Source organism: Dactylosporangium siamense, assembly GCF_016862795.1.
Lineage (GTDB): Bacteria > Actinomycetota > Actinomycetes > Mycobacteriales > Micromonosporaceae > Dactylosporangium > Dactylosporangium siamense.
This window is the reverse complement of sequence record NZ_BONQ01000029.1, coordinates 73,419-94,204: the sequence shown is the minus strand read 5'-3', so window position 1 is coordinate 94,204 and position 20,786 is coordinate 73,419. Positions and strand designations below refer to the sequence as shown.

At 73.3% G+C, this 20,786-nt stretch carries 24 protein-coding genes; 11 read left to right on the top strand and 13 right to left on the bottom strand.

Features of this window, described 5'->3' with window-relative positions; all coding sequences use genetic code 11:
- Positions 1–27: 27 nt before the first annotated feature.
- Entirely contained in the window at positions 28–720 is a 693-nt protein-coding gene (locus Dsi01nite_RS10015) for a D-alanyl-D-alanine carboxypeptidase family protein (protein ID WP_203845791.1), read from the top strand.
- Between the two features lie 8 nt (positions 721–728).
- Positions 729–2,717 carry a sensor histidine kinase gene (locus tag Dsi01nite_RS57230; protein ID WP_239135803.1) on the top strand — a complete coding sequence of 663 codons (1,989 nt, stop codon included), beginning with the start codon at positions 729–731 and terminating at the stop codon, positions 2,715–2,717.
- On the opposite strand, the gene Dsi01nite_RS10005 is transcribed toward Dsi01nite_RS57230, so the two are convergent.
- A complete protein-coding gene (locus tag Dsi01nite_RS10005; RefSeq protein ID WP_203845790.1) occupies positions 2,675–3,193 on the bottom strand; it encodes a hypothetical protein in 519 nt (172 codons plus the stop codon). The two genes, Dsi01nite_RS57230 and Dsi01nite_RS10005, sit on opposite strands and share 43 nt — an antisense overlap.
- Positions 3,194–3,326: 133 nt before the next feature.
- Between Dsi01nite_RS10005 and Dsi01nite_RS10000 the strand changes: the two genes are divergently transcribed.
- Positions 3,327–4,157 carry a helix-turn-helix transcriptional regulator gene (locus Dsi01nite_RS10000; protein ID WP_203845789.1) on the top strand — a complete coding sequence of 277 codons (831 nt, stop codon included), beginning with the start codon at positions 3,327–3,329 and terminating at the stop codon, positions 4,155–4,157.
- Positions 4,158–4,176: 19 nt separating this feature from the next.
- Here Dsi01nite_RS10000 and Dsi01nite_RS09995 read toward each other — a convergent pair whose 3' ends face one another.
- The 3 genes from Dsi01nite_RS09995 to Dsi01nite_RS09985 all read right to left on the bottom strand — a co-directional run bounded on the left by Dsi01nite_RS09995 (position 4,177) and on the right by Dsi01nite_RS09985 (position 6,592).
- Positions 4,177–4,611, bottom strand: coding sequence for a VOC family protein (locus Dsi01nite_RS09995; protein WP_203845788.1), 435 nt, complete (start codon positions 4,609–4,611; stop codon positions 4,177–4,179).
- A gap of 106 nt (positions 4,612–4,717) precedes the next feature.
- Entirely contained in the window at positions 4,718–5,869 is a 1,152-nt protein-coding gene (locus tag Dsi01nite_RS09990; protein WP_203845787.1) for an epoxide hydrolase family protein, read from the bottom strand.
- Between the two features lie 237 nt (positions 5,870–6,106).
- A complete protein-coding gene (locus Dsi01nite_RS09985) occupies positions 6,107–6,592 on the bottom strand; it encodes a carboxymuconolactone decarboxylase family protein (protein WP_203845786.1) in 486 nt (161 codons plus the stop codon).
- 241 nt (positions 6,593–6,833) lie between these two features.
- On the opposite strand from Dsi01nite_RS09985, the gene Dsi01nite_RS09980 reads away from it, so the two are divergent.
- On the top strand, positions 6,834–7,700 hold the full coding sequence (locus Dsi01nite_RS09980; protein ID WP_203845785.1) for an RNA polymerase sigma-70 factor: 867 nt from the start codon (positions 6,834–6,836) through the stop codon (positions 7,698–7,700).
- Positions 7,701–7,702: 2 nt separating this feature from the next.
- On the top strand, positions 7,703–8,188 hold the full coding sequence (locus tag Dsi01nite_RS09975) for a hypothetical protein (protein ID WP_203845784.1): 486 nt from the start codon (positions 7,703–7,705) through the stop codon (positions 8,186–8,188).
- A gap of 67 nt (positions 8,189–8,255) precedes the next feature.
- On the opposite strand, the gene Dsi01nite_RS09970 is transcribed toward Dsi01nite_RS09975, so the two are convergent.
- From Dsi01nite_RS09970 to Dsi01nite_RS09960, 3 genes are all read right to left on the bottom strand, one after another.
- On the bottom strand, positions 8,256–8,813 hold the full coding sequence (locus tag Dsi01nite_RS09970) for a GNAT family N-acetyltransferase (protein ID WP_203845864.1): 558 nt from the start codon (positions 8,811–8,813) through the stop codon (positions 8,256–8,258).
- Positions 8,814–9,104: 291 nt separating this feature from the next.
- The gene (locus Dsi01nite_RS09965; RefSeq protein ID WP_203845783.1) at positions 9,105–9,893 is read right to left on the bottom strand and encodes a hypothetical protein; all 789 of its coding nucleotides are present in this window, start codon (positions 9,891–9,893) and stop codon (positions 9,105–9,107) included.
- Between the two features lie 137 nt (positions 9,894–10,030).
- Complete coding sequence (locus Dsi01nite_RS09960) at positions 10,031–10,486, bottom strand: winged helix-turn-helix transcriptional regulator (RefSeq protein ID WP_203845782.1); 456 nt, start codon at positions 10,484–10,486, stop codon at positions 10,031–10,033.
- 90 nt (positions 10,487–10,576) lie between these two features.
- Here Dsi01nite_RS09960 and Dsi01nite_RS09955 point away from each other — a divergent pair, with 90 nt between their 5' ends.
- The gene (locus Dsi01nite_RS09955) at positions 10,577–11,260 is read left to right on the top strand and encodes a DUF899 domain-containing protein (protein WP_203845781.1); all 684 of its coding nucleotides are present in this window, start codon (positions 10,577–10,579) and stop codon (positions 11,258–11,260) included.
- Positions 11,253–11,645 carry a PPOX class F420-dependent oxidoreductase gene (locus tag Dsi01nite_RS09950; RefSeq protein WP_203845780.1) on the top strand — a complete coding sequence of 131 codons (393 nt, stop codon included), beginning with the start codon at positions 11,253–11,255 and terminating at the stop codon, positions 11,643–11,645. Before Dsi01nite_RS09955 ends, Dsi01nite_RS09950 begins: the two co-directional genes overlap by 8 nt.
- 4 nt (positions 11,646–11,649) lie before the next feature.
- Here the strand turns inward: Dsi01nite_RS09950 and Dsi01nite_RS09945 are convergent, their stop codons facing one another.
- Together Dsi01nite_RS09945 and Dsi01nite_RS09940 are read right to left on the bottom strand one after the other, a co-directional pair.
- A complete protein-coding gene (locus Dsi01nite_RS09945) occupies positions 11,650–12,339 on the bottom strand; it encodes a hypothetical protein (RefSeq protein ID WP_203845779.1) in 690 nt (229 codons plus the stop codon).
- Between the two features lie 65 nt (positions 12,340–12,404).
- Positions 12,405–14,213 (bottom strand): hypothetical protein, encoded by a 1,809-nt coding sequence (locus tag Dsi01nite_RS09940; RefSeq protein WP_203845778.1) that lies wholly within the window; start codon positions 14,211–14,213, stop codon positions 12,405–12,407.
- 19 nt (positions 14,214–14,232) lie between these two features.
- Between Dsi01nite_RS09940 and Dsi01nite_RS09935 the strand changes: the two genes are divergently transcribed.
- Together Dsi01nite_RS09935 and Dsi01nite_RS09930 are read left to right on the top strand one after the other, a co-directional pair.
- Positions 14,233–15,306 (top strand): CapA family protein, encoded by a 1,074-nt coding sequence (locus tag Dsi01nite_RS09935; protein WP_239135802.1) that lies wholly within the window; start codon positions 14,233–14,235, stop codon positions 15,304–15,306.
- Positions 15,307–15,335: 29 nt separating this feature from the next.
- Positions 15,336–16,004, top strand: a complete 669-nt coding sequence (locus Dsi01nite_RS09930; RefSeq protein ID WP_203845776.1) for an MBL fold metallo-hydrolase — start codon at positions 15,336–15,338, stop codon at positions 16,002–16,004.
- A 57-nt stretch (positions 16,005–16,061) separates the two neighbouring features.
- Here Dsi01nite_RS09930 and Dsi01nite_RS09925 read toward each other — a convergent pair whose 3' ends face one another.
- Positions 16,062–17,015, bottom strand: coding sequence for an alpha/beta hydrolase (locus Dsi01nite_RS09925; protein WP_239135801.1), 954 nt, complete (start codon positions 17,013–17,015; stop codon positions 16,062–16,064).
- 75 nt (positions 17,016–17,090) lie between these two features.
- Between Dsi01nite_RS09925 and Dsi01nite_RS09920 the strand changes: the two genes are divergently transcribed.
- Positions 17,091–17,645, top strand: a complete 555-nt coding sequence (locus Dsi01nite_RS09920; protein ID WP_203845775.1) for a TetR/AcrR family transcriptional regulator — start codon at positions 17,091–17,093, stop codon at positions 17,643–17,645.
- Here the strand turns inward: Dsi01nite_RS09920 and Dsi01nite_RS09915 are convergent.
- A complete protein-coding gene (locus Dsi01nite_RS09915; RefSeq protein WP_203845774.1) occupies positions 17,634–17,960 on the bottom strand; it encodes a DoxX family protein in 327 nt (108 codons plus the stop codon). The two genes, Dsi01nite_RS09920 and Dsi01nite_RS09915, sit on opposite strands and share 12 nt — an antisense overlap.
- A gap of 61 nt (positions 17,961–18,021) precedes the next feature.
- On the opposite strand from Dsi01nite_RS09915, the gene Dsi01nite_RS09910 reads away from it, so the two are divergent.
- Positions 18,022–18,945, top strand: a complete 924-nt coding sequence (locus Dsi01nite_RS09910) for a LysR family transcriptional regulator (RefSeq protein WP_203845773.1) — start codon at positions 18,022–18,024, stop codon at positions 18,943–18,945.
- On the opposite strand, the gene Dsi01nite_RS09905 is transcribed toward Dsi01nite_RS09910, so the two are convergent.
- Positions 18,940–19,722, bottom strand: a complete 783-nt coding sequence (locus Dsi01nite_RS09905; protein WP_203845772.1) for a hypothetical protein — start codon at positions 19,720–19,722, stop codon at positions 18,940–18,942. The two genes, Dsi01nite_RS09910 and Dsi01nite_RS09905, sit on opposite strands and share 6 nt — an antisense overlap.
- A 287-nt stretch (positions 19,723–20,009) precedes the next feature.
- A complete protein-coding gene (locus Dsi01nite_RS09900; RefSeq protein ID WP_203845771.1) occupies positions 20,010–20,732 on the bottom strand; it encodes a nucleoside/nucleotide kinase family protein in 723 nt (240 codons plus the stop codon).
- Between the last annotated feature and the right edge of the window lie 54 nt (positions 20,733–20,786).

Below are 20,786 nucleotides of genomic sequence, written 5' to 3'. Positions count from 1 at the left end.
GGCGGCGCGGTTGGCATCGTCCTTGGCATGCCGCTCGCGATCACCGAACGTAGCACCGGCCCCGCCCGTACCGCGCCCATCCGACGGCGCGACGGGGTGTACCGGCGGATCACCCGGACGCTCGCGGTCGTGCTGATCCCGGCGGCGTGGGTGGCCGCGCCCGGGCGGGCCAGGCACACGGCGTGCCAGTGGGCGCTCGCGGCGCGGTTCCCGGCCGAGGACCTCGGCGGGCTGACGGGGGCGACCCGGGCGGCGTTCGAAGCCGCCCGGGCCGAGGCGCTGTGGCGCGACGGTGAGCTGATCGGGCTGACGTCCGGCTACCGCGACCCCATCGAGCAGGCCCGGCTGTTCCGGCAGGCGGTGGCGGACGAGGGGTCGGTCGCGGCGGCGACCCGGCGGGTGCTGCCACCGCACGCGTCCCGGCACGTCGCCGGCACCGCCCTGGACGTCCGCCCGAGCGAGGGCGCCCGCTGGCTGGAACGGCACGGCGACCGGCACAGCCTCTACCGCACCTACGACAACGAGTGGTGGCACTTCGAGTACCGCCCGGACGGCCGCCCGGTCCGCCTGCCGCACTCCGGCCTCACGCTCTGCAGCACTCCCGGGCTCGTCGCCGGCACTCCCGGGCTCGTCGCCGGCACTCCCGGGCTCGTCGCCGGCACCCCCGGGCTCATCGCCGGCACCCCCGGGCTCATCGCCGCCGGAGCGGATCGGCAATGATCGTTCGCATGGAGGAGCCGACCACGACGCCCGCGCTGCGCGCCGCCACCGTGACCGCCGCGCTGGCCGCCGCGGTGCTGCTGGTGGTGCCGCTGCGCCGGAGCGGCCCCATGCCGCTGCTGCTCGACGTGCCGCTGCAGGGGCGGCCGGTCGGCGTGTCCGGAGCTCTGGACGCCGTCGTCGCGGTCGGCGCGCCGGTCGTCGCCGTGGTCGCCGGGCTGCTCGCGATCCGGCGGTGGCCGTGGCTGCTGTCGGCCGCGGCGCTGCTCACGCTGACCGCGCTGCTGTGCGGCGTCGCCGGGGTGGCGACCCCCGAGTGGTTCGGCTCGCTGCTGCTCGCGGTGCGGCCCCTCGTCGTCATCGGCGTGTTCGCCGCCGCCCAGTCGCTGATCCGGTGCGGGGAGATCCGGCTCGGCGCCGTCGTCGCCGGGTCGTGCGTCGGCGCCGCCATGATCGGTTCGGCGTCCGTGCTGCAGTACTGGTTCGGGACCGGCCGGGGCGGCGGCCTGGACTGGTTCGCCGGCCTTGCGGTCGCCGCGCTGGCCGGCACCGTCCCGGCGGGGTGGCTGCTGCGCCGGGGCGACACCGCGGTGCTCCCGGCCGGCGGAAGCCGGGGCCGGCGGTGGCGGCTCGTCGTCGCGGGCGGGCTGGCGATCGCGCTCACCTGGCCGCTGGGGCAGCTGACCAGCGACCGGCTCTCGGTGCTCATCGGCGTGTCGGAGAGCTCGCTGAACCGCCACCAGTACGCCCAGTCGGCGGTCATCGGCGCGATCGCGGTCGTCATCGTGGCGGTGCTGGCCGCGATGACCGGGCCGTGGTCGCTCGGCGGCGCGCTGACCGCGGCGGTCGTGCAGGTCGCCGCAGTCGGCCCGATGCTGCTCGCGCTGACGTCGCTGAAGCTGGGCCCGGCGTCCTGGGTCGCCGTGCTCGCCGGGCTGGCCCTCGGCGCGACGCTGGCCGGCAGCCGCTGGCGCTACCCGCTCAGTGCCGCGGTCACGGTGACCGCCGCCGTCGCCCTGATCATCGTCTCCGTCGCCACCAGCGGCCGGCCGGAGAAACTCGCGGACCAGGAGAGCGTCATCCCGGGGGTGCTGCTCGCGGTGGTCGTCACGGCCGCGGCGACCGCCGTCGTCGGCGCGACCGCGACCGCCCTCACCCCGGCCGGTGTCGTGCCGGCCGCCCTCGGCCCGCTCGCCGGCATGCTGGCGATCGGCGGGCTGCAGGTCGTCAACGGCACCAACCCACGGGGCACCGCGGTCTGGTCCGGCTACGGCCGCGCCGCGGACCTCGACGTGTCCGTCTGGCTGCTGCTCGTCGCCGCCGCCGGGGTCGGCGGCCTGGGGCTGGCCCGGCAGTGGGCCAATCGGCGGGCCGAACGCCGCCTCGCCGAGCAGATCCGCCTCGAGGCCGCCGAGGCGGAGCGCAACCGCCTGGCCCGCCCCATCCACGACGGCGTGCTGCAGGTCCTCGCCCTCGTCCAGCGGCACGGCGCCGACCTCGGCGGCACCGGCTCGCAGCTGGCCGCGCTCGCCGGCGAGCAGGAGGTGGCGCTGCGCAGCCTGCTCAGCGGCGGCGCGCCCACCCCACCGGGTGAAAAACCACCGGCTTCCGACGACCTGCGTACGACGCTGACCGCCCTGGCATCGGCGACCGTGGAAGTGGCGGCGCCGGCGGATCCGGTACCGCTGCCGCAACCCGCCGCCGGTGAGGTGACCGCCGTGGTGCTGGCGGCCCTGGACAACGTGCGGCGCCACGCCGGTCCGGACGCACGGGCCTGGGTGCTGCTGGAGGACGAGGGCGACGGGGTGCGGGTCACGGTCCGGGACAACGGGGTCGGCTTCGACCCGGTCCGCCTGGCCGAAGCGGCCGGTGAGGGCCGCCTCGGCGTCGCGCAGTCGATCCGCGGCCGGATCACCGACCTCGGCGGCACCATCGACATCTTCAGCCGTCCCGGTCAGGGCACCGAGATCGAGTTCTGGGTCCCGCGGCGGCGCTGATCCTGCTCGTACCGGACGGCCAACAGCCCGAACCACACGACGATGAGCAGGCCGGCCGGGTAGAGGGCCTCCTCCGGGGCGACGTCGGCGACGAACGAGAACGCGCCGAGCCACACACCGGTCAGGACACCCACGACGCGGATCGCCACCGACCGGGCGTGCACGGAGCTGACGGCGATCCACAGGCCGGCGAACACGTGCCCGCCCAGACGCACCGGCCAGGTGATCTCGTACGGCACGTCGTTGATCGACAGGATGCCGGTGAGCACGTCCAGGGCGATCCAGCTGTAGCCGGCGGCCTTCGCCCATTGGGGGGCGTCCATCCGCGCGACCAGGAACAGGATGGCGAGGTGGAAGAAGACGCCGCTGTACTCCGGCCACACGACGCCGGGTTCGGAGACGGCGAAGGACACCAGCGACGGGATGAAGAGCACGATGGGCAGCAGGGCCAGGGTCCTGAAGCGGGGTTCGGGCATGACGGTGCCTCTCTCGGACGGCGGTGCGGACTGACGCCGAGTGTGTGGCCCGCCTCCGGCCCGGTCCAGGCGTGCCGCTTCCTGGTATCGGTGGTACCAGGCTGCCCAGGGCGTGGGCTGGCACGATGGGGGCATGAGCGGCGAATCCGGGGAGCTGGCCGCGGTGCTGCGGGTCTGGCGCGGGCGGCTGTCGCCCCGCGCGGCGGGCCTGCCGGCGCACACCGTCCGGCGCACCAGCGGGCTGCGGCGCGAGGAGCTCGCCGTCCTCGCCGGGGTCTCCGCGGACTACATCGTGCGGCTGGAGCAGGGCCGGGCCTCAGCGCCGTCGCCGCAGGTGTGCGCCGCGCTCGCCAGGGCGCTGCAGCTCGACGACACCGAACAGGAGCACCTGCTGCACCTGGCCGGGCACGCCACCGGCGGCGGCCGGATCAGCCGGCTGGTGCCCGCCAGCATCCGGCGGCTCGTTGAGCGCACCGACGACCGGCCGGTCGCCATCTTCGACGCGATGTGGACCCTGCTGCTGTGGAACCGCACCTGGGCGGCGCTCGTCGGTGATCCCACGGCGCTGCCCGAGGCCGAGCGCAACACGGTGTGGCGCGCCTTCACCGCCGGCACCACCCGCCACCCGCCGGACCCGGACTTCGACGCGTCCATGGTCGCCGACCTGCGGCGCACCGCCGGCCGGTATCCCGACGACCCCGACCTGCGCGCGCTCGTCACCCGCCTGCTCGGACGCAGCGACCGCTTCCGGGACCTGTGGCAGCGCCACGAGATCGCCGAGCACGGGCCGTCCCGCAAGACCGTCCTGCACCCCGAGGTCGGCCCGATCGACCTGGACTGCGACATCCTGACGACCAGCCGCGGCGACCTGCGCATCGTCGTGTACTCCGCCGAGCCCGGCAGCGACGCCGACAGCAGGCTCGCCCTCCTGGCGGTTGTCGGCTCGGCCGCGGCGGAGCCGTAGCCGTCCTGTTGCGCCGGCGTCAGACGACGCAGAACTCGTTGCCTTCGGGGTCGGCCATGATGACGTGGCTGGGGACGCCGCCGACGGCCACCTCCCGCACCACGGTGGCACCCGCGTCGAGGACCCGCTGGACGGTCGCGGCCACCTGCGGCCACCGCACGTCCTGGGGCTGGTCCCGGCCGCCGGCCTTGAGGTCGATGTGCAGCCGGTTCTTGACCACCTTCGGCTCGGGCACCTTCAGGAACGACAGGCTGGGCCGGACACCGTCGGGGTCGACCAGGTAGGCGCCGTCGTTCCACTCGTCCTCCGGCACCTCCCACCGGATCAGCCACTCCTCCCAGGTGGCGAAGCCGTCGGGTACCGGAGCATCCACGTATCCGAGGGCCTCGCGCCAGAACGCGGCCAGCCGTTTCGGGTCGGCGCAGTCGACGGTGACTCCCCACACGATGGTCATGGTGATCTGTATACGCCGTTCCGCGAGACTCGCACGGTCGACGACGTCAGTCCGGGTGACCGGAACAGGAGGGAGCCGGGTCCTCGGTGACCCGGCTCCCTCCCGATCAGCGCGGGCGGAGCGAGGTGAAGAACTGTCGCAGCTCGCCCGCGAGCAGGTCCGGTTGCTCCAGCGGCATGAAGTGTCCGCCCCTACCTGGCTCGCTCCAGTGCCGGATGTCGGTGCAGGCGCGTTCGGCGATATCGCGAGGGAAGTTGGCGTGCGACGGTTCGGTGCTCACCGTGAACGCGGCGGGCACGGTGATGGCGGGCCGTGGGCCGTTGTGGCCGAAGTCCACGTACTGCCGGAACGACGAGCCGATCGTGCCGGTCGCCCAGTACAGGGTGATGGTCGTGAGCAGGGTATCGCGGTCGATACTGCGCTCCAGGTCGCCGCGGTTGTCGGTCCAGTCCCGGTACTTGTCGACGAGCCAGGCGGCAAGGCCGGCTGGGGAGTCATGCAGCGCGGCGGCGATGGTGTCCGGCCGGGTGCCCATGATGGCGCTGTAGCCGCCATCGGTCTCGTCGTACGCCGCCTCGGCATCGAGATACGCCTGCTCCGCGGGCGAGAGCGGGTGGGAGTCGAAGCTGGCCGGGAACGGTGGGTGGATCATATGGATGCCGGCTACCTGCTCGGGGTACAGGGCGCCCAGCCAGCCGGTGACCACGCCGCCGATGTCGCCGCCGAAGGCGCCGTAGCGCTGGTAACCGAGGACGTCGGTCATCAGCGCGTGCAGCGTCCGCGCCATCGCTGCGCGGGTGAGCGGCCCGTTGGGCAGCTCGGAGTACAGGAAGCCGGGCAGCGAGGGCACCACCACGTCGAACGCGTCGGCGGGGTCCTCCCCGTACTGCGCGGGGTTGGTCAGGCGATCGACCAGCGGCAGCATCTCCACGAAACTGCTGGGCCAGCCGTGGCTCAGGATCAGCGGTGGTGGTGCGGGCGCGTCCGCCGGGCGGGTCCCGGGTACGTGAAGGAAGTGCAACCGCCTGCCGCCGATCTGGGCCTGGCGGTGCGGCAGTGCGTTGAGGTCGGCTTCCTGAGCGCGCCAGTCGAACCCGTCGATCCAGTAGGACACCAGGTCCCGCAGGTAGTCGGGGTCGGCACCGGCCTGCCACGGCTGATCGCCGCTGCGGGTGGTGAAGCGGGTCTGGGCCAGTCTGGCCCGTAGATCGGCGAGTACCTCATCGGATACGCCGATACGGAAGGGGGAGAAGGTCATTGGTCCTCCGGTTTGGAGGGCGCTCCCCGACGCGAGGTCAGCTGGAAGGGATGGCCGGGTGGAGCGCCCAGACGTGACATTGGGTGTTCATCGGGCTCACCTCCCTCATCGCTGACAATGATCCACTATACACATCCCCTTCTGGCGCGATGTGCGAGTCGACGCCCGGCCGCGCACCGACATGCGCGGGCCCGGCCTGGATCGGCTGATCCTGGCCGGGCCGGACTCGTCTGCCGATCAGCTCGTCATGCCGGAGAACATGCCAGGCTCGTAGGACCCACCCGGGTTGCGCAGGATCACGCCGAGCCGGTTGGCCGCGTTGATCATCGCGACCCCGGAGACGAGCGCGGCGGTCTGGTCGTCGTCGTAGTGCTTGCGCACCTGGGCCCAGGTCTCATCGGACACGCCGTGGTGGGCGTCGGCGAGCCGGGTCCCCTCCTCGGCGAGCGCCAGCGCGGCCCGCTCGGCGTCGGTGAACACCGTAGACTCGCGCCATGCGGCGACCAGGTGGAGCCGGACCGCGGTCTCGCCGGCGGCCGCCGCCTCCTTGGTGTGGTAGTCGACGCAGAATCCGCAGCCGTTGATCTGGCTGACGCGAAGGTTGACCAACTCCTGGACGGCCTTGGACAGCGGCGACTGCTCGATCACCATGCTGACGTTGGCGATCCTCTTGCCGATCTTGGCGCCGATCTCGTTGGCGAACAGATTGAACCGGGGTTCCATGACTTCGTCCCTACTCGTGCAGTTGCGTGCTGTCGCACCGGACGAACACGAGATGTCGGCGACCGGATCCGTGTGACAGCGCAGTGATGTGACGCGAGGCACTGATCGCGGGTGTCACAAAGAAGCTGGGATCGGCATCTCGTGGACGGCGCAGTCGAGAGCGAACAGGCGGGAACCAGCTATGAACCAGCGCAGCGAGCGAACAACGGACACAGCCGAGCCGGTCGCTCGGGGCGACCGGATGGAGACCGCCACCGAGGCGTTCGTCGCCCACCGCGACCTGCTGTTCACCATCGCCTACGAGATGCTCGGCTCGGCCGCCGACGCCGAGGACGTCCTGCAGGAGACCTGGCTGCGGTGGGTGGGCGTCGATCTGGACACGATCCAGAATCAGCGTGCGTACCTGGTCCAGATCACCACTCGCCAGGCGCTGACCCGGCTGCGGACGCTCCGCCGGCGCAAGGAGTCCTACGTCGGTCCCTGGTTGCCCGAGCCGCTGCTGACCGCGCCCGACGTGGCCGACGATGTCGAACTGGCCGACAGCGTCTCGATGGCGATGCTGCTGGTGCTGGAGACACTCAAACCGACCGAGCGGGCGGTGTTCGTGCTGCGTGAGGTGTTCGATCTGGAATACGACGAGATTGCCGGAGCCGTCGACAAAAGCCCGGCCGCGGTCCGGCAGATCGCCCACCGGGCCCGGGCCCACGTCGCCGCGCGCCGACCGCTCGGAGTTGTTTCCGCAGCCGAAACCCGAGGCGCGTTCGACGCGTTCCAGCGGGCGATCGAAACGGGCGATCTGCAATCCCTGCTCGACCTCCTCGCTCCGGACGTCGTCTTCCTGGGTGACGGCGGCGGAATCAAACAGGCCGCGCTGACGCCCGTCGTCGGTGCCGGCAGCGTGGCCCACGTGCTGGGCAGGATCGCCGCCACGGCGTCGCTGCAGCAGGCACAGGTCAACGGCTACCCGGCGCTGATGCTCCGGCTCGACGGCGAGATCGACACCGTCATGGCGGTGCGCATCGACAACGGGCACATCACCGGGCTCTACGTCGTCCGCAATCCCGAGAAGCTGTCGCACATGCGGCGGGAGACCACCCTGCGCCGCTGAGCATGGACGCCAACCTCGACCTGGCAGGTCTGCACCTCGACCCGGGCACGCGCACCGCCGGCGTGTGGAGCGCGGTGCGGCCGCTGCAAGGCCTGGCCGGGTACTGGCCACGGCTGTGGCCGGGCTGGACGCTGCAGCTCTGGGACGACCGCAGCGACGAGCAGCTGCAGCGGTGCGCCGGTTCGGTGACCTTCCCGACGGTTGACCCGCTGGGGCGGGCACGGCTGGCCGAGAGCGTCATGAGGACCTGGTCGTTCTTCGTCGCCGAGGACTTCCACCGCAACTGGCGCAGGGTGTTCATCCTCCGCAGACTGGTCGAAAGGGAGCGGGAGAACGGCTGGTTCTGGGCGCGTGAGCAGACGCGCATCACCCGCCAGGAACTGTCCACGGCGTTGGAGGCGATCGCCGGCAGCCCGTGGCCCGCTCCCCGATGGCCACACTTCAAGGGGCCGCGCCGCAGCGGCATCAGTCGACTGCTGCGTCGGTGACGAGGTGCTGCGTTGCCGTCCGGCTCCAGGTGGGGGAGCGCTTCTCCGGCGGACGATGCGGGCGATGTCAGGAACGCTGAGCCGGCGGCGCGGTGGGCAGCCAGAAGCGCAACTTGGCGCCGCGCTGGTCCTCGAGGATCCCGCCGTTCGCCTCGATCACCCGGCGGGAGGCGACGTTGCCGGCATCGCAGGTCACCAGCGCGGACTCGATGTTCAGCCCGTGCGCCAGCGGCAACGCGGCGCGCAGCATCGCGGTGGCGTGGCCGCGGCGGCGCGCCGACGGCCGCACGTCATAGCCGATGTGACCGCCCTCCTCCAGGAGGCTCGCGGTCAGGCGGTGCCGGATCGCGATGCGACCGAGGTAGTCCTCGCCCTCGACCCACCACAGTGTCGTCGACGGCACGATGCCGTCCGGCCGGGTCGTGTCCTCCAGTGCCTGGGCCCGCAACCAGTCGACGTAGGCGGCGAAGCCGTCCGGCGACGACCAGCGCTCCGCGAAGCCCCTGATCTCCTTGCCGATCATGCTGAAGTCCGCGGGCTCTCCCCGGCCTTCACCGCCGAACTCGGCCATGGCGGCGCGGAACGACCGCTGCACACGCGCGGTTGGCAGGCTCAGCTCGGGCACAGCTTCCATTGATACCAGACCGTCGAAGCGCTCACGTGCGACGATCTGGCGATGGCCGGCGGGTTTCCTGAGGCACGCACGATCCTCGAAGAAACCGACTGGACCGCCTTCGAGAGTTTCGACGACATCGAAACGGGATGGCCGCCCGCGGACACGGCCACCAAGCTGCAAGGGTTGACCTCAAACGATCCGCGACTGGTGGAGGCGGGGCTCTGGCACCTCGCCCACTGCCTCCAGACGGAGTATCCCAGCGCGATCCGCGCCATTGCGGCAGCGGTCGCGGGTTCCGGCTCAGAACGGCAGGCGGAGCAGTGCGCTCTGCCGCTTGCCGCGGAACGTGGCCAGCGGCCGGTCGCCGAGGAACGTCCACGGGTACTCGGTGGCGTTGCCCCCCAGGAGCTTGAAGTGCCCGTTGGCGGCGCCGGGCTCGCGGGTCAGCGAGAACCAGGCGGCCGCGTAGTTGTGGGCCAGGAACTCGTCCGGCGTCGCGCAGGGCCGGGCCGGCAACTGTTCGGCCGCCCGGTGACCGTCGGCGCGGACCTCCGCGTCACGGGCGAAGCCTCGCCCCTCCCGCAGGAACCGCTGAAACTGCACGACGAAGAAGAGCGCGGGCAGGGTCGAGTCGGCCGGGGCCGAGGTCAGCCACTTGCGGATGTGGTCGACGGCCAGGTCGGCCGAGCCGCCCCACATCGGGCCGAGCGCGATGGCCGCGTGCAGTTGCGACGTGAAGTGCTGCGGCGCGCGTGCCTCGAGCTCGTCCCGGCGGCGCAGCACCTCGTCGGTGCCGACCTGCTGGCCGCGCGCCATCTGGAGCAGGTAGGCCCAGGGCGCCGGATCGCGCGGGTCGGCCTGGGCGGCCGCCCGGCAGTAGCCCTCGGCCTGGCCGAGGACGGTGATGAAGTCGCGCAGCCGCTGCTCCTGCGTCTGGCGCGCGACGAAACCGCCGCGGATCTCCCAGGCGCGGATGACCTCGACGCCGCCGCGGACCGCGAGGGCGGTCGGGTTGCCCGGCTCGGCGCGGACCCAGTCGTCGAGGCCGGCGGGCACCGAGGCGCCGGTCCGCGCCGTCAGCGTGTCCACCGAGAGCGGCTGACCGCGACATGGCAGGTCGTTGACGGCCTGTGCATGGGCAGCCACCGCACGACTGCCGCGGGTGCCTCACCGGCGTGCGCAAGGACCCCGACGGGACGGTCGCGGCGCAGAGGTAGCCCGTCGGGTCAGGGCGCGGCGCCCGGGCCGGGGAGGACGTCGATGTCGGTGGCGCGCATCGGCCGGTCGCAGTGCGAGCAGTGCAGTTCGGCGTGGGCGATCTCGCCGCACGCGTGGTGCCGGTACAGCACCGGCGGCCCGGCCTGACCCGCGGTCCAGCGGTCGCCCCAGCCGACCATCACCAGCAGCAGGTCGCACAGCTCCTGCCCCTTCACGGTCAGCGCGTACTCGTGTCGCGGCGGCCGGTCGGTGTACTGCCGGCGCTCCAGGACGTCCTGCTCGACCAGCCAGGCGAGGCGCTGGGCCAGGACCTTGCGGGAGATGCCGAGGTCGTCCTGCAGCTGGTCGAAGCGGTTGATGCCGACATACACGTCCCGCAGGATCAGCGGCGACCACGGTTCGCCGATGACGTCGAGGGTGCGAGCGATGGAGCACGCCATGTCGGCGAACTGCGTGCGTTGCATGCCGCAACCATAGCCGACTGGGTTCCCTTAAGGAACGCTCTACGATAGGGTTCCCTGAAGGAACGCACCCAACCGCAGCCGGAGGTCGCCATGCAACGCCCACAGGTCGTCTCGCCGCAGGAGTGGCAGGCGGCGCGAGACGCGCTGCTGGTCAAGGAGAAGGAACTCACCCACGCCCTCGACCGGCTCGCGGCGCAGCGGCGGCGGCTGCCGATGGTGGCCCTCGACCCGTCCTACCGGTTCGTGGCGCCGGACGGCGCCGAGGTCGGCCTCACCGACCTGTTCGACGGCCGCCGGCAGCTGGTCGTCTACCACTTCATGCGGGAGCCCGGCCACGATCACCTGTGCCCCGGCTGCAGCACCTTCACCGACAACCTCGCCGAGCACTCGCAGGCCCACCTCGGCGCTCGCGACACGCGGCTGATCCTCATGTCCCGCGCCCCGCAGGAGGAGATCGAACCGGTGCGCCGCCGGATGGGCTGGACCGTGCCCTGGTACTCCTGCCACGGCACCACCTTCCACGACGACCTGCGCATCGACGGCTTCGCGCTGAGCGTCCTGCTGCGCGACGAGGACAGCGACGAGGTCTTCCGCACGTACGCCACCACCGGCCGCGGCGTGGACCGGCTGCGCCTGGACTTCAACCTGCTGGACCTGACGCCGTTCGGGCGGCAGGAGGCCTGGGAGGACTCACCCGACGGCTGGCCGCAGACCCCGACGATGCAGTGGCTACGGCCCCACGACGAGTACCCGATCGGAGCCCACCGTGGCTGAGCTTTCCGCCGACGTCGCGCGGCTGGTCGACGACGTCAACTACGCCCACATCGCGACGCTGCTGCCCGACGGCTCGCCGCACGTCGTGCCGGTCTGGGTCGACCGCGAGGGCGACCGCATCGCGGTGCTGACCGGACCGGGGTCGCGCAAGGCCCGCAACGTCGCCCGCGACCCGCGGGTCGCCATCTCCATCATCGACCAGGCCGATCCCAAGGCCACCGCGCTCATCCGCGGTCGCGTCGCCGAGGTGCTCGACGATGCCGACGCCTGGCGGATCATCGACCGGATCGCCCACAAGTACACCGGCGGCCCGTACCCGCTGCGCACCGACCGGGTCGTGCTCCTCATCGAACCGACCCACGCCCAGGCGCCGACCTTCGGCTGAACCGTCACCCGTTCGGCGGCCGCCACTGCTGACCCTGCGGCGGAGGCCCGTAGGCCGGCGGCCCGGACGGCGGAGGCCCGTAGGCCGGCGGCCCGGACGGCGGAGGGCCGTAGGCAGGAGGGCCGAACGGCGGCGGACCGTAGGCGGGCGGCCCGGCAACGACCGGCCGGCGGAACCAGGCGGCCGACGGCGGCAGGAGCAGCAGCACGATGATACCGGTCACGGCGAGCAGCCCGATCACGGCGAAGGCCACGTTCGCCAGTCCGTACCAGCCGGGGAGGTGGTCGGCCAGACTCTGGTCCACCTGCGTGCGGCTCGGCCCTCCGGAGCCGGAGGAGATGCGCGGCGACGCCATCGACACGCCGCCGAACATCTGCGGGGAGACGCAGCAGTAGGACAGGCCGGCGAGGACGATCGTCGTGACCCGCACCCACTGCCGGGGGCGGCCGAGCAGCAGCGCCGGGACGATGATGATCAGCGCGTACACCGCGCACAGCACGAGCCCGGTCACTGCGGACACGGTGCCCTTGGAGGCGCTGTCCGGGTCGCCGAAGGCGTCGACGTAGCCGGCCCGGATGTCGTCGAGGAACAGTACCGCGAGCAGGCCACTGAGCAGTTGCATCGCGGCGAGCAGCGCCAGCAGGAGGCGGGCGAGGCGCACCGTGGCCGGTTTCGGTGCGAGAGGGAGGGTCATTCGCCGAAGGTAGGGACATCGAGGTCCATGGTCCCGTTCGCGACGGGAACCGGACACCGGCGATGTCAGCGCAGCGCGCGCCGGGCCGCGTCGCGGAGCCGGTCATCGGGATGCGGGATCTCGACCGGCCAGCTCGTCGCGCTGAGCACCCGGCGCGGCGAGTCACGGAATTCACGGACCCGGTCGGCGGCCGCCGCCACTCCGAACGCCGCGAGCGTTTCCATTGCGGCCAGGTGTACGGGCACCGCCGCGTCACCCACCGCGCCCAGGGCCGCCCCGAGGCGGGTGGCCGCCGTGGCGGTGTCGCCGGTGATACGCCCGTACGCGGCGGCGGCCCGCACCCGGGTCCAGTCGTAGCTGCCGTCGAGCATCGGCGTGACCAGGTCCGCGAGGGGTGCCGCGGCGGTCGCGGCGCGGGCGACCTCGCCGAGGTACCACGGTGGCATCCGGCCCGTCGTGAGCACCTCGCGCAGCACGTCGAGCGCGCCGGCCGGCGGGTGGCCGAGCAGGAGCCACGAGGCGGCGGCGGTCGCCCGTCGCATCTCGTCCGGGGCGAGCACCCCCTCCTGGGCGCGCATCGCGTCGGCGAGCGCGGCCGTGACCCCAGGGTCGTCGGCCGCGCCCGGGATGTCACTGAGCAGCCGGACGATGACGACGGCGGCCGTGCCCCGTCCGGCGAGCGCGAGGAGCTCCGGCAGCAGCCGCGCGGCGTCGTCAGGGCTCAGCGACTGGACCAGCGCGATCGCGTCGTTGCCCTCGGCGGTGGCGAGCGCGCCGCGGACCGCCGCCACGGGGCGGTTCCCGGCGGGCAGGACGGCCAGGACCCCGGCGGGCAGCGGCCCGGCGTCCGGCGGCACCGCGTCGAACCGGGCCAGGCAGCGTAGCGCCACCGGCGGCACCCGCTCGTCCGCGTGCCCGGCCGCCGCGGTCAGGGCCCGGCGGGTGGTGTCCGGCAGGGCCGGCAGCGCGGACAGTGCGAGCTCCAGGTCGACGAGCCGCTGCCACAGCCCGGTGTCGTGGTGCGGCAGGGCGCGGGTGAGCAGCCGCGCCGTCAGCTCGTCCCGGTCCCGCCAGGTGCGGTGCAGCTCCGCCGCGAGCGTGGAGCCGTGACCGTCGTGGTCGCCGGCGTCGATCCATCGTGCCGCCACCGCGAACCCGGTGTCCGGCTCCTCGATGAGCAGCTCGGTGATCCGCTTGGCCTGGTCGTCGCCGCGCGGCCGGTCCCCGACCGCCGCGACGACCTCGACGGTCGGTGGGGGATAGGGCGTGCCACTGCGGCGCATCGTCAGCACGGCGGCGGTCAGCCGCACCGCGGCGAACGCATCGGAAAGCGCGGCCCGCAGGCGCGGTTCGGGCACCGGGTGGTGCGCCGCGAGCGCGGTCAGTGCCTCGGCGCGCACGTCGACGTCGGGGTCGCCGGCCTCGAGCGCGGCGAGTTCGGCGACGACGGTGTCGGGCAGCGGCAGCGGGACCGCCGCGGCCAGCCGGGCGTACCGGGCGCGCAGGTCGGCGTCGGCGTGCCGCGCGGCGGGCAGCAGGTCCACGGCGGCGGCCGCGCTCGCCTCGACGACGGCCACCGCCACGGGGTGCCCGAGCTCCTCGGCCGGCCGGTCGGCGATATGGGTGAGCAGCCGCAGCACTCCCGCCGGGTCGGCGCCGTGCACCGCCGCGTGGGCCAGGAACGGCACGGCCGCCGCCGTGGCCGGGTAGACGCTGCCCTGGTGCCAGACGGTGGCGTACAGCTCGTGGAGGGCGTCACCGGCGGCGTCCGCGTCGTAGAGGGCGCGGACCAGTTCCGGCAGGTCCTCCGCCTCGCCGTACGCGTGGGTCAGGGCCGTCCAGTCGATGGTGTCGAGCTCGTCGGGCGTTCGCACGGCTCGTACCCTATGCGCTGTGAAGGCGCGATGGGTCCTTGCGACGGCGGCGGCCGTGCTGCTCTCCGGCTGCGACGCGGGCCCTCCGGCGGCGCGGCCGTCGCCGTCCGGTGTTCCCGGCGCCGTGCCGACCGCGTCGCCGTCATCCACACCCTCACCGGCGGCGGCGGTTGAGTTGACGCTGGCGTTCGGGGGTGACGTGCACTTCACCGAGCGGACCGCGGCGCTGCTGAAGAACCCGGCGACCGCGTTCGGGCCGCTTGCCGGTGAGCTGTCGGCCGCCGATCTCGCCGTCGTCAACCTGGAGACCGCGGTCACCACCCGCGGCACGCCCGAGCCGAAGGAGTTCCACTTCCGGGCGCCCCCGTCGGCGTACGAGGCGGTCAGGGCCGCCGGCGTCGACGCCGTGTCGGTCGCGAACAACCACGCGCTCGACTACGGCCGGGTCGGGTTCGCCGACACCCTGGACGGCGCGGCCGCCGCGGGGGTGCCGGTCTTCGGCGGCGGCCGCACGATCGACGAGGCGTACGCCCCGCTGATCCTGACCGCGCGCGGCGTGCGGGTGGCGATCGTCGGTTTCAGCCAGATCCACACCCTCGCCGAGAGCTGGAAGGCCGGCCCGACCACCTCGGGGATCGCCCTCGCCTGGGACGTGCCGCGCGCCGTCGCCGCGGTCAGGGCCGCCCGCGACCGCGCCGACCTGGTGGTCGTGTTCAACCACTGGGGCACCGAGACCGACTCCTGCCCGAACGCCAACCAGAAGTCCTTCGCCGCCGCCCTCGCCGCCGCCGGCGCCGACATGATCATCGGCGCGCACGCGCACGTCCTGCAGGGCGACGGCTGGCTCGGCCGCACGTACGTCGCCTACGGTCTGGGCAACTTCGTCTGGTACGTCGGCTCGGCCGACACCGGCGTGCTGAAGGTCCGGGTCCGCGGCCGCTCCGTCGTCGGCGCCGACCTCGTCCCCGCGGTGGTGTCCGGCACCGGCCAGCCCAAGCCGGTCACCGGCGCCGCCGCCACGGCCCTGCTCAAACGCTTCACCGATCTGCGCCGCTGTACGGGTCTGGCCCCGGCCCCGCCGGCGCAACCGTGAGCACCTTTTCACGGACTACGATGGGCGCCATGCGGCAGGTGGTCGATGGCGTGTTCGAGATCGACATCGCGTTCGTGCACGCGCATCTCGTCGTGGTCGACGACGGGGTGGTGCTGGTCGACACCGGGCTGCCGCGCCGCTCGGCCAAGGTCGAGCAGGCGTTGCACGAGGCCCGGCGCACGGTCGGGGACGTGCGGGCCGTCCTGCTCACCCACTGGCACGCCGACCACACCGGCGGCGCCGCCCACATCCGCCGGGTGTCGGGCGCCCGCACCGTGGCGCACACCCTCGACGCGCCGATCATCACCGGCGCGGCGCCGATGCCGCTGACCCCGCTCCAGCGGGTGACGAAGCTGGTGACCGGCGTGCCCGAGCCCGCACCGGTCGACGAGGTGCTGGCTGCCGACGGGCCGTTCTCGGTGCCGGGGTTCACCGCCGTGCACACACCCGGGCACACCGCGGGGCACGTGTCGTTTCTGCTGGACCGCGGCGGTGGCGTGCTGTTCGCCGGTGACGCGGCGGGCGGTGGCGGCACGAAGGTCCGCCGCACGCCGCGGCTGATGACGGCCGACGCCGCCGCGGCCGACGCGAGCGTCGCGCGGCTGGCGGAGCTGCGGTTCGAGGTGGCCGTGTTCGGCCATGGCCGCGCGGTGACCGCGGCCGCCGCGGACCGGTTCCGCGACCTGACGTCCGCGTGACGCCCGGCGGCGCGCTGTCGTGGCGCCGTTCGTGAGATCGCACCGGCCGCGGCGTCGTCAGGCGGTGAGGCGGCCGTGGAGGAAGCCGGTGATCTCGGCGCGGGCGGCCTTGGCGTGCGGGACCACGCCGGGCATGCTGAGGAACGCGTGGGTCGCGCCCGGGTGTTCGGTGAGCTGCACGGTCGTGCCGGCGTCGCGGAGGCGTCGGGCGTAGGCGCGGCCGTGGTCGGCGACCGGGTCGAGGGTCGGCACCACCACCAGCGCCGGGGGCAGGTCGCTCAGGCTGTCGGCGTGCAGGGGTGAGACCGCGCGGGCGTCGGTGCCCGACGGCACGGCCAGCCGGCGGAACAGGTGCAGCTGCGGCACGGTGAGGGTCGGGCTGTCGGCGTGCTCGCGCATCGAGGCGTAGTCGAACGCGGTGGTGGTCAGGTCGACGCACGGGTTGACGAGCACCTGCGCCCGCAGGGCAAGATCCGAGTCGCGGGCCCGGATCGCCGACAGGGCGGCGACCACCGATCCGGCGCTCTCCCCGAAGACCGCGACCCGCGCCGGGTCGATGCCCCACCGCGCGGGGTTCGCCACGACGTGGCGCAGGACGTCCCAGCCGTCGTCGACGGCCGCCGACAGCGGCACCCCCGGGGCGAGCAGCCGGTGCTCGACCGACACGACCACGGCGGGCAGCTGCGCGGCGAGGTGGCTGTTGACCCAGTCGCTCTGCACGGCGGTGCCGACGAACCCGCCGCCATGGACGTGCACCACGAGCGGGAGGCGGGCGTGGGTCTGCGCCGGGCGGTACACCCGGACCTGCAGCGAACGATCGGGCAGCGGGAAGGGCTCCCAGCCGATGGTGACGCCGCGGGACGGGAAGCCGGTGACGACCCGGATCAGGGTGGAGGCGCGCCGGCGGTTCTCGGCCTCGCGGAACGCCGCCAGCTCGTCGTCCGGCATGGTCGACCAGTCGGGCTCCTTGCGCAGGGTCTGCAGCAGCCGGATGCCAAGGGGAGCGGTCATGGCTTCTCCTGTCGATCAAATTACGCTACCTGAAGTATCGATACTAGAAGTAGCATAACTCGGTATGCTGTGTCCATGCCCCGACCAGCGACCCCGGCCCGCACCCCCGGCCGTCCCCGAGCCGGTGTCGACGCGGCCGTCTTCGCCGCGACGCTGCGCACGGTCCACGAGGTCGGCTACGCGCACGCCACCGTCGACCGCATCGCCGCCGCGGCCGGCATCGCCAAGACGACGGTGTACCGCCGCTGGCCGACCAAGGGCGCGCTCATCACCGCGTGCCTGGTCGACGCGTTCGGACCCGTGCCGCTGGACGGCGCGGACCGGGAGGAGATCCTGTCGGCCGCCATCCGCTGGATCGCGGCGAAGATCGGCGAACCCGGCATCGGCGCGGCCTTCGCGGGCGTGTTCACCGACGCCGTCAACGACCCGGCCCTGCGCCAGGTCCTCTCCACGCAGCTGCAGGATCCGTACCGCCTCGCCCTGCAGGACACCCTCGGCGAGCCGGAGCAGCGGGTCCTGTTCCTCATCGACGTCGTGGTCGGCACCCTGCTGCACCGGATGGGCATGACCGGCGAGCCGATGGTGGACGCCGACGTGGACGCGCTCGTCGCCATGGTCCTACGACACTAAGCAGCAGCCGGCGGACAGTGCCAGGAGCAGGCCCGGCGCCGGCAGGTGTGACCAGCAGCGCGCCCGCACGACGGTGCCGACCGCGCCGATGAAGTACAGGACCAGCCCCACCGCGGCGGCCACGCCGATCACCGGCGCGACCAGCCCGAGCAGGAGCCCCAGGCCGCCGGCCGCCTTCACCGCCCCGAGCAGGGGCAACCACGCGTGCGGCACCCCGTACCGCGACATGTTCGCCAGAATCCACTGTGGACGGACGAGGTCGGCGGCGGCTGCGGCGAGGGTGAGCGCCGCCGTCACGACGTACATGATGACCATGCCCCCACCCTCGACCGGCCGCACCGCGACGGTCCAATACCCGCATCGATAACCTGACGGCATGGACGTCGACACCCGGCTGCTGCGGTACTTCCTCGCGGTCGCCGACGAGGCGAACCTGACCCGCGCCGCCGAGCGGCTGTTCGTGTCCCAACCGGCCCTCAGCAAGCAGATCAAACAGCTGGAGACCCAGCTCGGCGTGCGCCTGTTCACCCGGTCGCACGACGGGATGGCGCTCACCGACGCCGGCCGGGCCCTCGCCGCGCGGGCGCCGGCCGCGCTCGCCGCCTGCGACAACGCGCTGCGGGAGACGAAGGCCACGGCCCGGCGCGTGGACCACGTCCTGCGCGTCGGGTTCCTCGCCAACGCCGCCAATGAGGCGACCCAGGAGATCGTCGCGCGGTTCACCCGGATCCGGCCGGACTGGCACGTCACCATGCGGCAGGCGTCCTGGTCCGACCCGACCGCCGGACTCGCCGACGGCGACGTCGACGCCGCCCTGCTGCGCCTGCCGTTCCCCGGTTCCAGTGGATTCCGGGTGCGGGTGCTCATCACCGAACCACGCTGGGTCGCCCTGCCCGCCGCGCACCCGCTGGCGGTCCACGACGAGATCCCGTTCGAGGACCTGTGGGGCGAGCCGTTCGTCGCCGCGCCCGCCGGGACCGGGCCGTGGCGGGACTACTGGCTCGCCGCCGGCGAACGCGACGGCCGTCCGCCGCGCATCGGCGCGGTCACCGACCAGCCCGACGACTGGCTGCAGGCGATCGCCAACGGCGACGGTGTCGCCCTCGCACCCGCGTCGGCGGCCCGGTTCTACGCCCGCCCCGGTGTCACGTACCGGCCGGTCCGCGGCGTCAGCCCCAGCCGGGTCGGCGTCGCCTGGCCACCGGCCGCCGACCGCGACCCGGTCGTCCAGGACTTCGTCGCCTGTTGCCTGCACGCGACCGGATCGCCGCGTTCAACCCACGCCGGGGAAGGGCTATGACCCGTCTGACAGCGGTGTCACGTCGAGATACAGCGAGTCGGCGTAGCCGTCGTTGTCGGTGCCCGCGGCCCGCACGAACGACAGCTCGACCTCCGCGGTGCGGGCCCCGGCCGGCACCGTGCCGGTCGTGGCCCGTTTGAACAGGCCGGTGCGCTGCCCCCGGTCGGCGGCGGTGACCGGGCCGAGCGTCACGCTGGACAGCGCCTTGCCGCTCGCGTCGACGAACGTCACGGTGCAGGTGGTGCTGTCGCCCTGCTCGGCATAGCCGCCGAGGAGGCCGGCGAGGTTGAACCGGGCGTCACCGGCATGGTCCGGCAGCTGCACCGTCTGGCCGAGGCGGCTGAGCGCGACGGTGCCGCCACCGAAGAAGTTCTGGCCGCGGTCGGCCGGGCCCGGGCTCGCGGTGCCGGGGAAGCCGTCGCTGCCGTAGCGGATGACGGCCGGGGCGCCCTCCAGGACCGTCCACCCGGCGATGCCTTTGGTGGCGTCGCCGACGCCGCCCGGCACGTCGTCGCCGCCCGGACTGGCGAGCAGGTTCCCGGTCCGCGCCGGCGTGGACGGCGCCGGGCTGGACGGCGCCGGGCTGGGCGGTGCCGTTGGGCTCTGCGAACTCAGCGGCGCCGGCACGAACGGCGGTTGCACCGCCCGGTTGCCGCCGACCGGGCCGTGGCCGCCGATCAACGGGTTGACGGCGATGCCGCACAGGCCGGCGAGGATCGCGGCGGCGGCGAACCACACGGGCCAGTGCCGCCGTGCCCGGAAGCGATGATCGCCCATTGTCGCCTCTCGCCGGTGCCGGACATGGACGGCGGACGGTGCCCGGTGCCGGGCCCGTCCGCTGCGTCTCGAAAGCTATGAGGCGTCCCGCCGCAGGTCAACTTAAGTCTTCCGCAAGCGCGGGCCCGCTCCCGGCGACCCGCATCAGCCGTTCGGCCGGCCCGGTTGCCGACAGCGGCACCGCCACGACCCGGTCGGCGGGCATCCGGGAGTGGGGAGCCCCGCCGGAACGGGACGGCGGGTCCGAAACCGCTCGAACGGTCCCGGCCGGCTTCCTTAAGCGGACCTCAGGGCGCGGCTCGATCGGAAGCGTCACGTATGACGCGGGGTGCGTCGAAATCCCGGTTGTCGATGACGATGTCCGCCCGTTCGGCGGGCCGGATCTCGGCCAGGTACAGCTCCTCGCCGGGAATGTAGTAGGTGCGATACCGCTCGGCGGCGGCCTCCGCCGAGTCCATCCACTCCTGGTCGCGGGCCGTGCCGCGGGTCAGCACCTCCGCCACCTCGATGTGCAGGTACACGCACAGGTCCCAGTGCGGTGCCAGGGCCGGCTTCTGCAGGAAACCACCGTCCGCGACCAGGATCGCGTCGTCCGCGGCCACCACGACCCCTGAGTCGATCGACGCGCGGCCGCTGAAGTCCATGATCTGGGTGCGATACCGGCGGTCGCCGCCGGGCCCGAGCGGCACCAGCAGCGCATCGCGGATCGCGTCGACGTCGAACATCTCGTGGTAGTAGCTCTCCGGCGAACCGGACGGATACCGCGTGCGCAGGTCGACGTGCCGTTTGAAGTGGTCGATCATGACCCGGAGCACCGGCCGCGCCGTCTTCGCCCGCAGCGCGGCGGCCAGCTCGTCGGCCAGGGTCGTCTTGCCGGCCGCGGAGTGACCGTCGATCCCCACCCGGGCCGGGTGCCCCAGTCGCAACGCGAGGATCCGGGCGGCCAACCCGTCGATGACCTGCTGCCGTGCTTCCAGGTCAGATTTCGGCGACGTACCAGGTTCGGGCATCGTCGAACTGTATCCACATGCGGTTGTCCCGGCATGCCGTCCGGCGTGCCCAGG

What these genes read in the sequence shown, in the direction of transcription:
- Dsi01nite_RS09920 (WP_203845775.1), top strand. Translation starts at nt 17,091, where the DNA reads ATGCCCCGACCAGCGACCCCGGCCCGCACCCCCGGCCGTCCCCGAGCC.
- Dsi01nite_RS10005 (WP_203845790.1), bottom strand. Translation starts at nt 3,193, where the DNA reads ATGCCCGAACCCCGCTTCAGGACCCTGGCCCTGCTGCCCATCGTGCTC.
- Dsi01nite_RS09975 (WP_203845784.1), top strand. Translation starts at nt 7,703, where the DNA reads ATGGACGCCAACCTCGACCTGGCAGGTCTGCACCTCGACCCGGGCACG.
- Dsi01nite_RS10015 (WP_203845791.1), top strand. Translation starts at nt 28, where the DNA reads ATGCCGCTCGCGATCACCGAACGTAGCACCGGCCCCGCCCGTACCGCG.
- Dsi01nite_RS09930 (WP_203845776.1), top strand. Translation starts at nt 15,336, where the DNA reads ATGCGGCAGGTGGTCGATGGCGTGTTCGAGATCGACATCGCGTTCGTG.
- Dsi01nite_RS09915 (WP_203845774.1), bottom strand. Translation starts at nt 17,960, where the DNA reads ATGGTCATCATGTACGTCGTGACGGCGGCGCTCACCCTCGCCGCAGCC.
- Dsi01nite_RS09925 (WP_239135801.1), bottom strand. Translation starts at nt 17,015, where the DNA reads ATGACCGCTCCCCTTGGCATCCGGCTGCTGCAGACCCTGCGCAAGGAG.
- Dsi01nite_RS10000 (WP_203845789.1), top strand. Translation starts at nt 3,327, where the DNA reads ATGAGCGGCGAATCCGGGGAGCTGGCCGCGGTGCTGCGGGTCTGGCGC.
- Dsi01nite_RS09960 (WP_203845782.1), bottom strand. Translation starts at nt 10,486, where the DNA reads ATGCAACGCACGCAGTTCGCCGACATGGCGTGCTCCATCGCTCGCACC.
- Dsi01nite_RS09980 (WP_203845785.1), top strand. Translation starts at nt 6,834, where the DNA reads ATGGAGACCGCCACCGAGGCGTTCGTCGCCCACCGCGACCTGCTGTTC.
- Dsi01nite_RS09900 (WP_203845771.1), bottom strand. Translation starts at nt 20,732, where the DNA reads ATGCCCGAACCTGGTACGTCGCCGAAATCTGACCTGGAAGCACGGCAG.
- Dsi01nite_RS09945 (WP_203845779.1), bottom strand. Translation starts at nt 12,339, where the DNA reads ATGACCCTCCCTCTCGCACCGAAACCGGCCACGGTGCGCCTCGCCCGC.
- Dsi01nite_RS09905 (WP_203845772.1), bottom strand. Translation starts at nt 19,722, where the DNA reads ATGGGCGATCATCGCTTCCGGGCACGGCGGCACTGGCCCGTGTGGTTC.
- Dsi01nite_RS09985 (WP_203845786.1), bottom strand. Translation starts at nt 6,592, where the DNA reads ATGGAACCCCGGTTCAATCTGTTCGCCAACGAGATCGGCGCCAAGATC.
- Dsi01nite_RS09955 (WP_203845781.1), top strand. Translation starts at nt 10,577, where the DNA reads ATGCAACGCCCACAGGTCGTCTCGCCGCAGGAGTGGCAGGCGGCGCGA.
- Dsi01nite_RS09910 (WP_203845773.1), top strand. Translation starts at nt 18,022, where the DNA reads ATGGACGTCGACACCCGGCTGCTGCGGTACTTCCTCGCGGTCGCCGAC.
- Dsi01nite_RS57230 (WP_239135803.1), top strand. Translation starts at nt 729, where the DNA reads ATGGAGGAGCCGACCACGACGCCCGCGCTGCGCGCCGCCACCGTGACC.
- Dsi01nite_RS09990 (WP_203845787.1), bottom strand. Translation starts at nt 5,869, where the DNA reads ATGACCTTCTCCCCCTTCCGTATCGGCGTATCCGATGAGGTACTCGCC.
- Dsi01nite_RS09995 (WP_203845788.1), bottom strand. Translation starts at nt 4,611, where the DNA reads ATGACCATCGTGTGGGGAGTCACCGTCGACTGCGCCGACCCGAAACGG.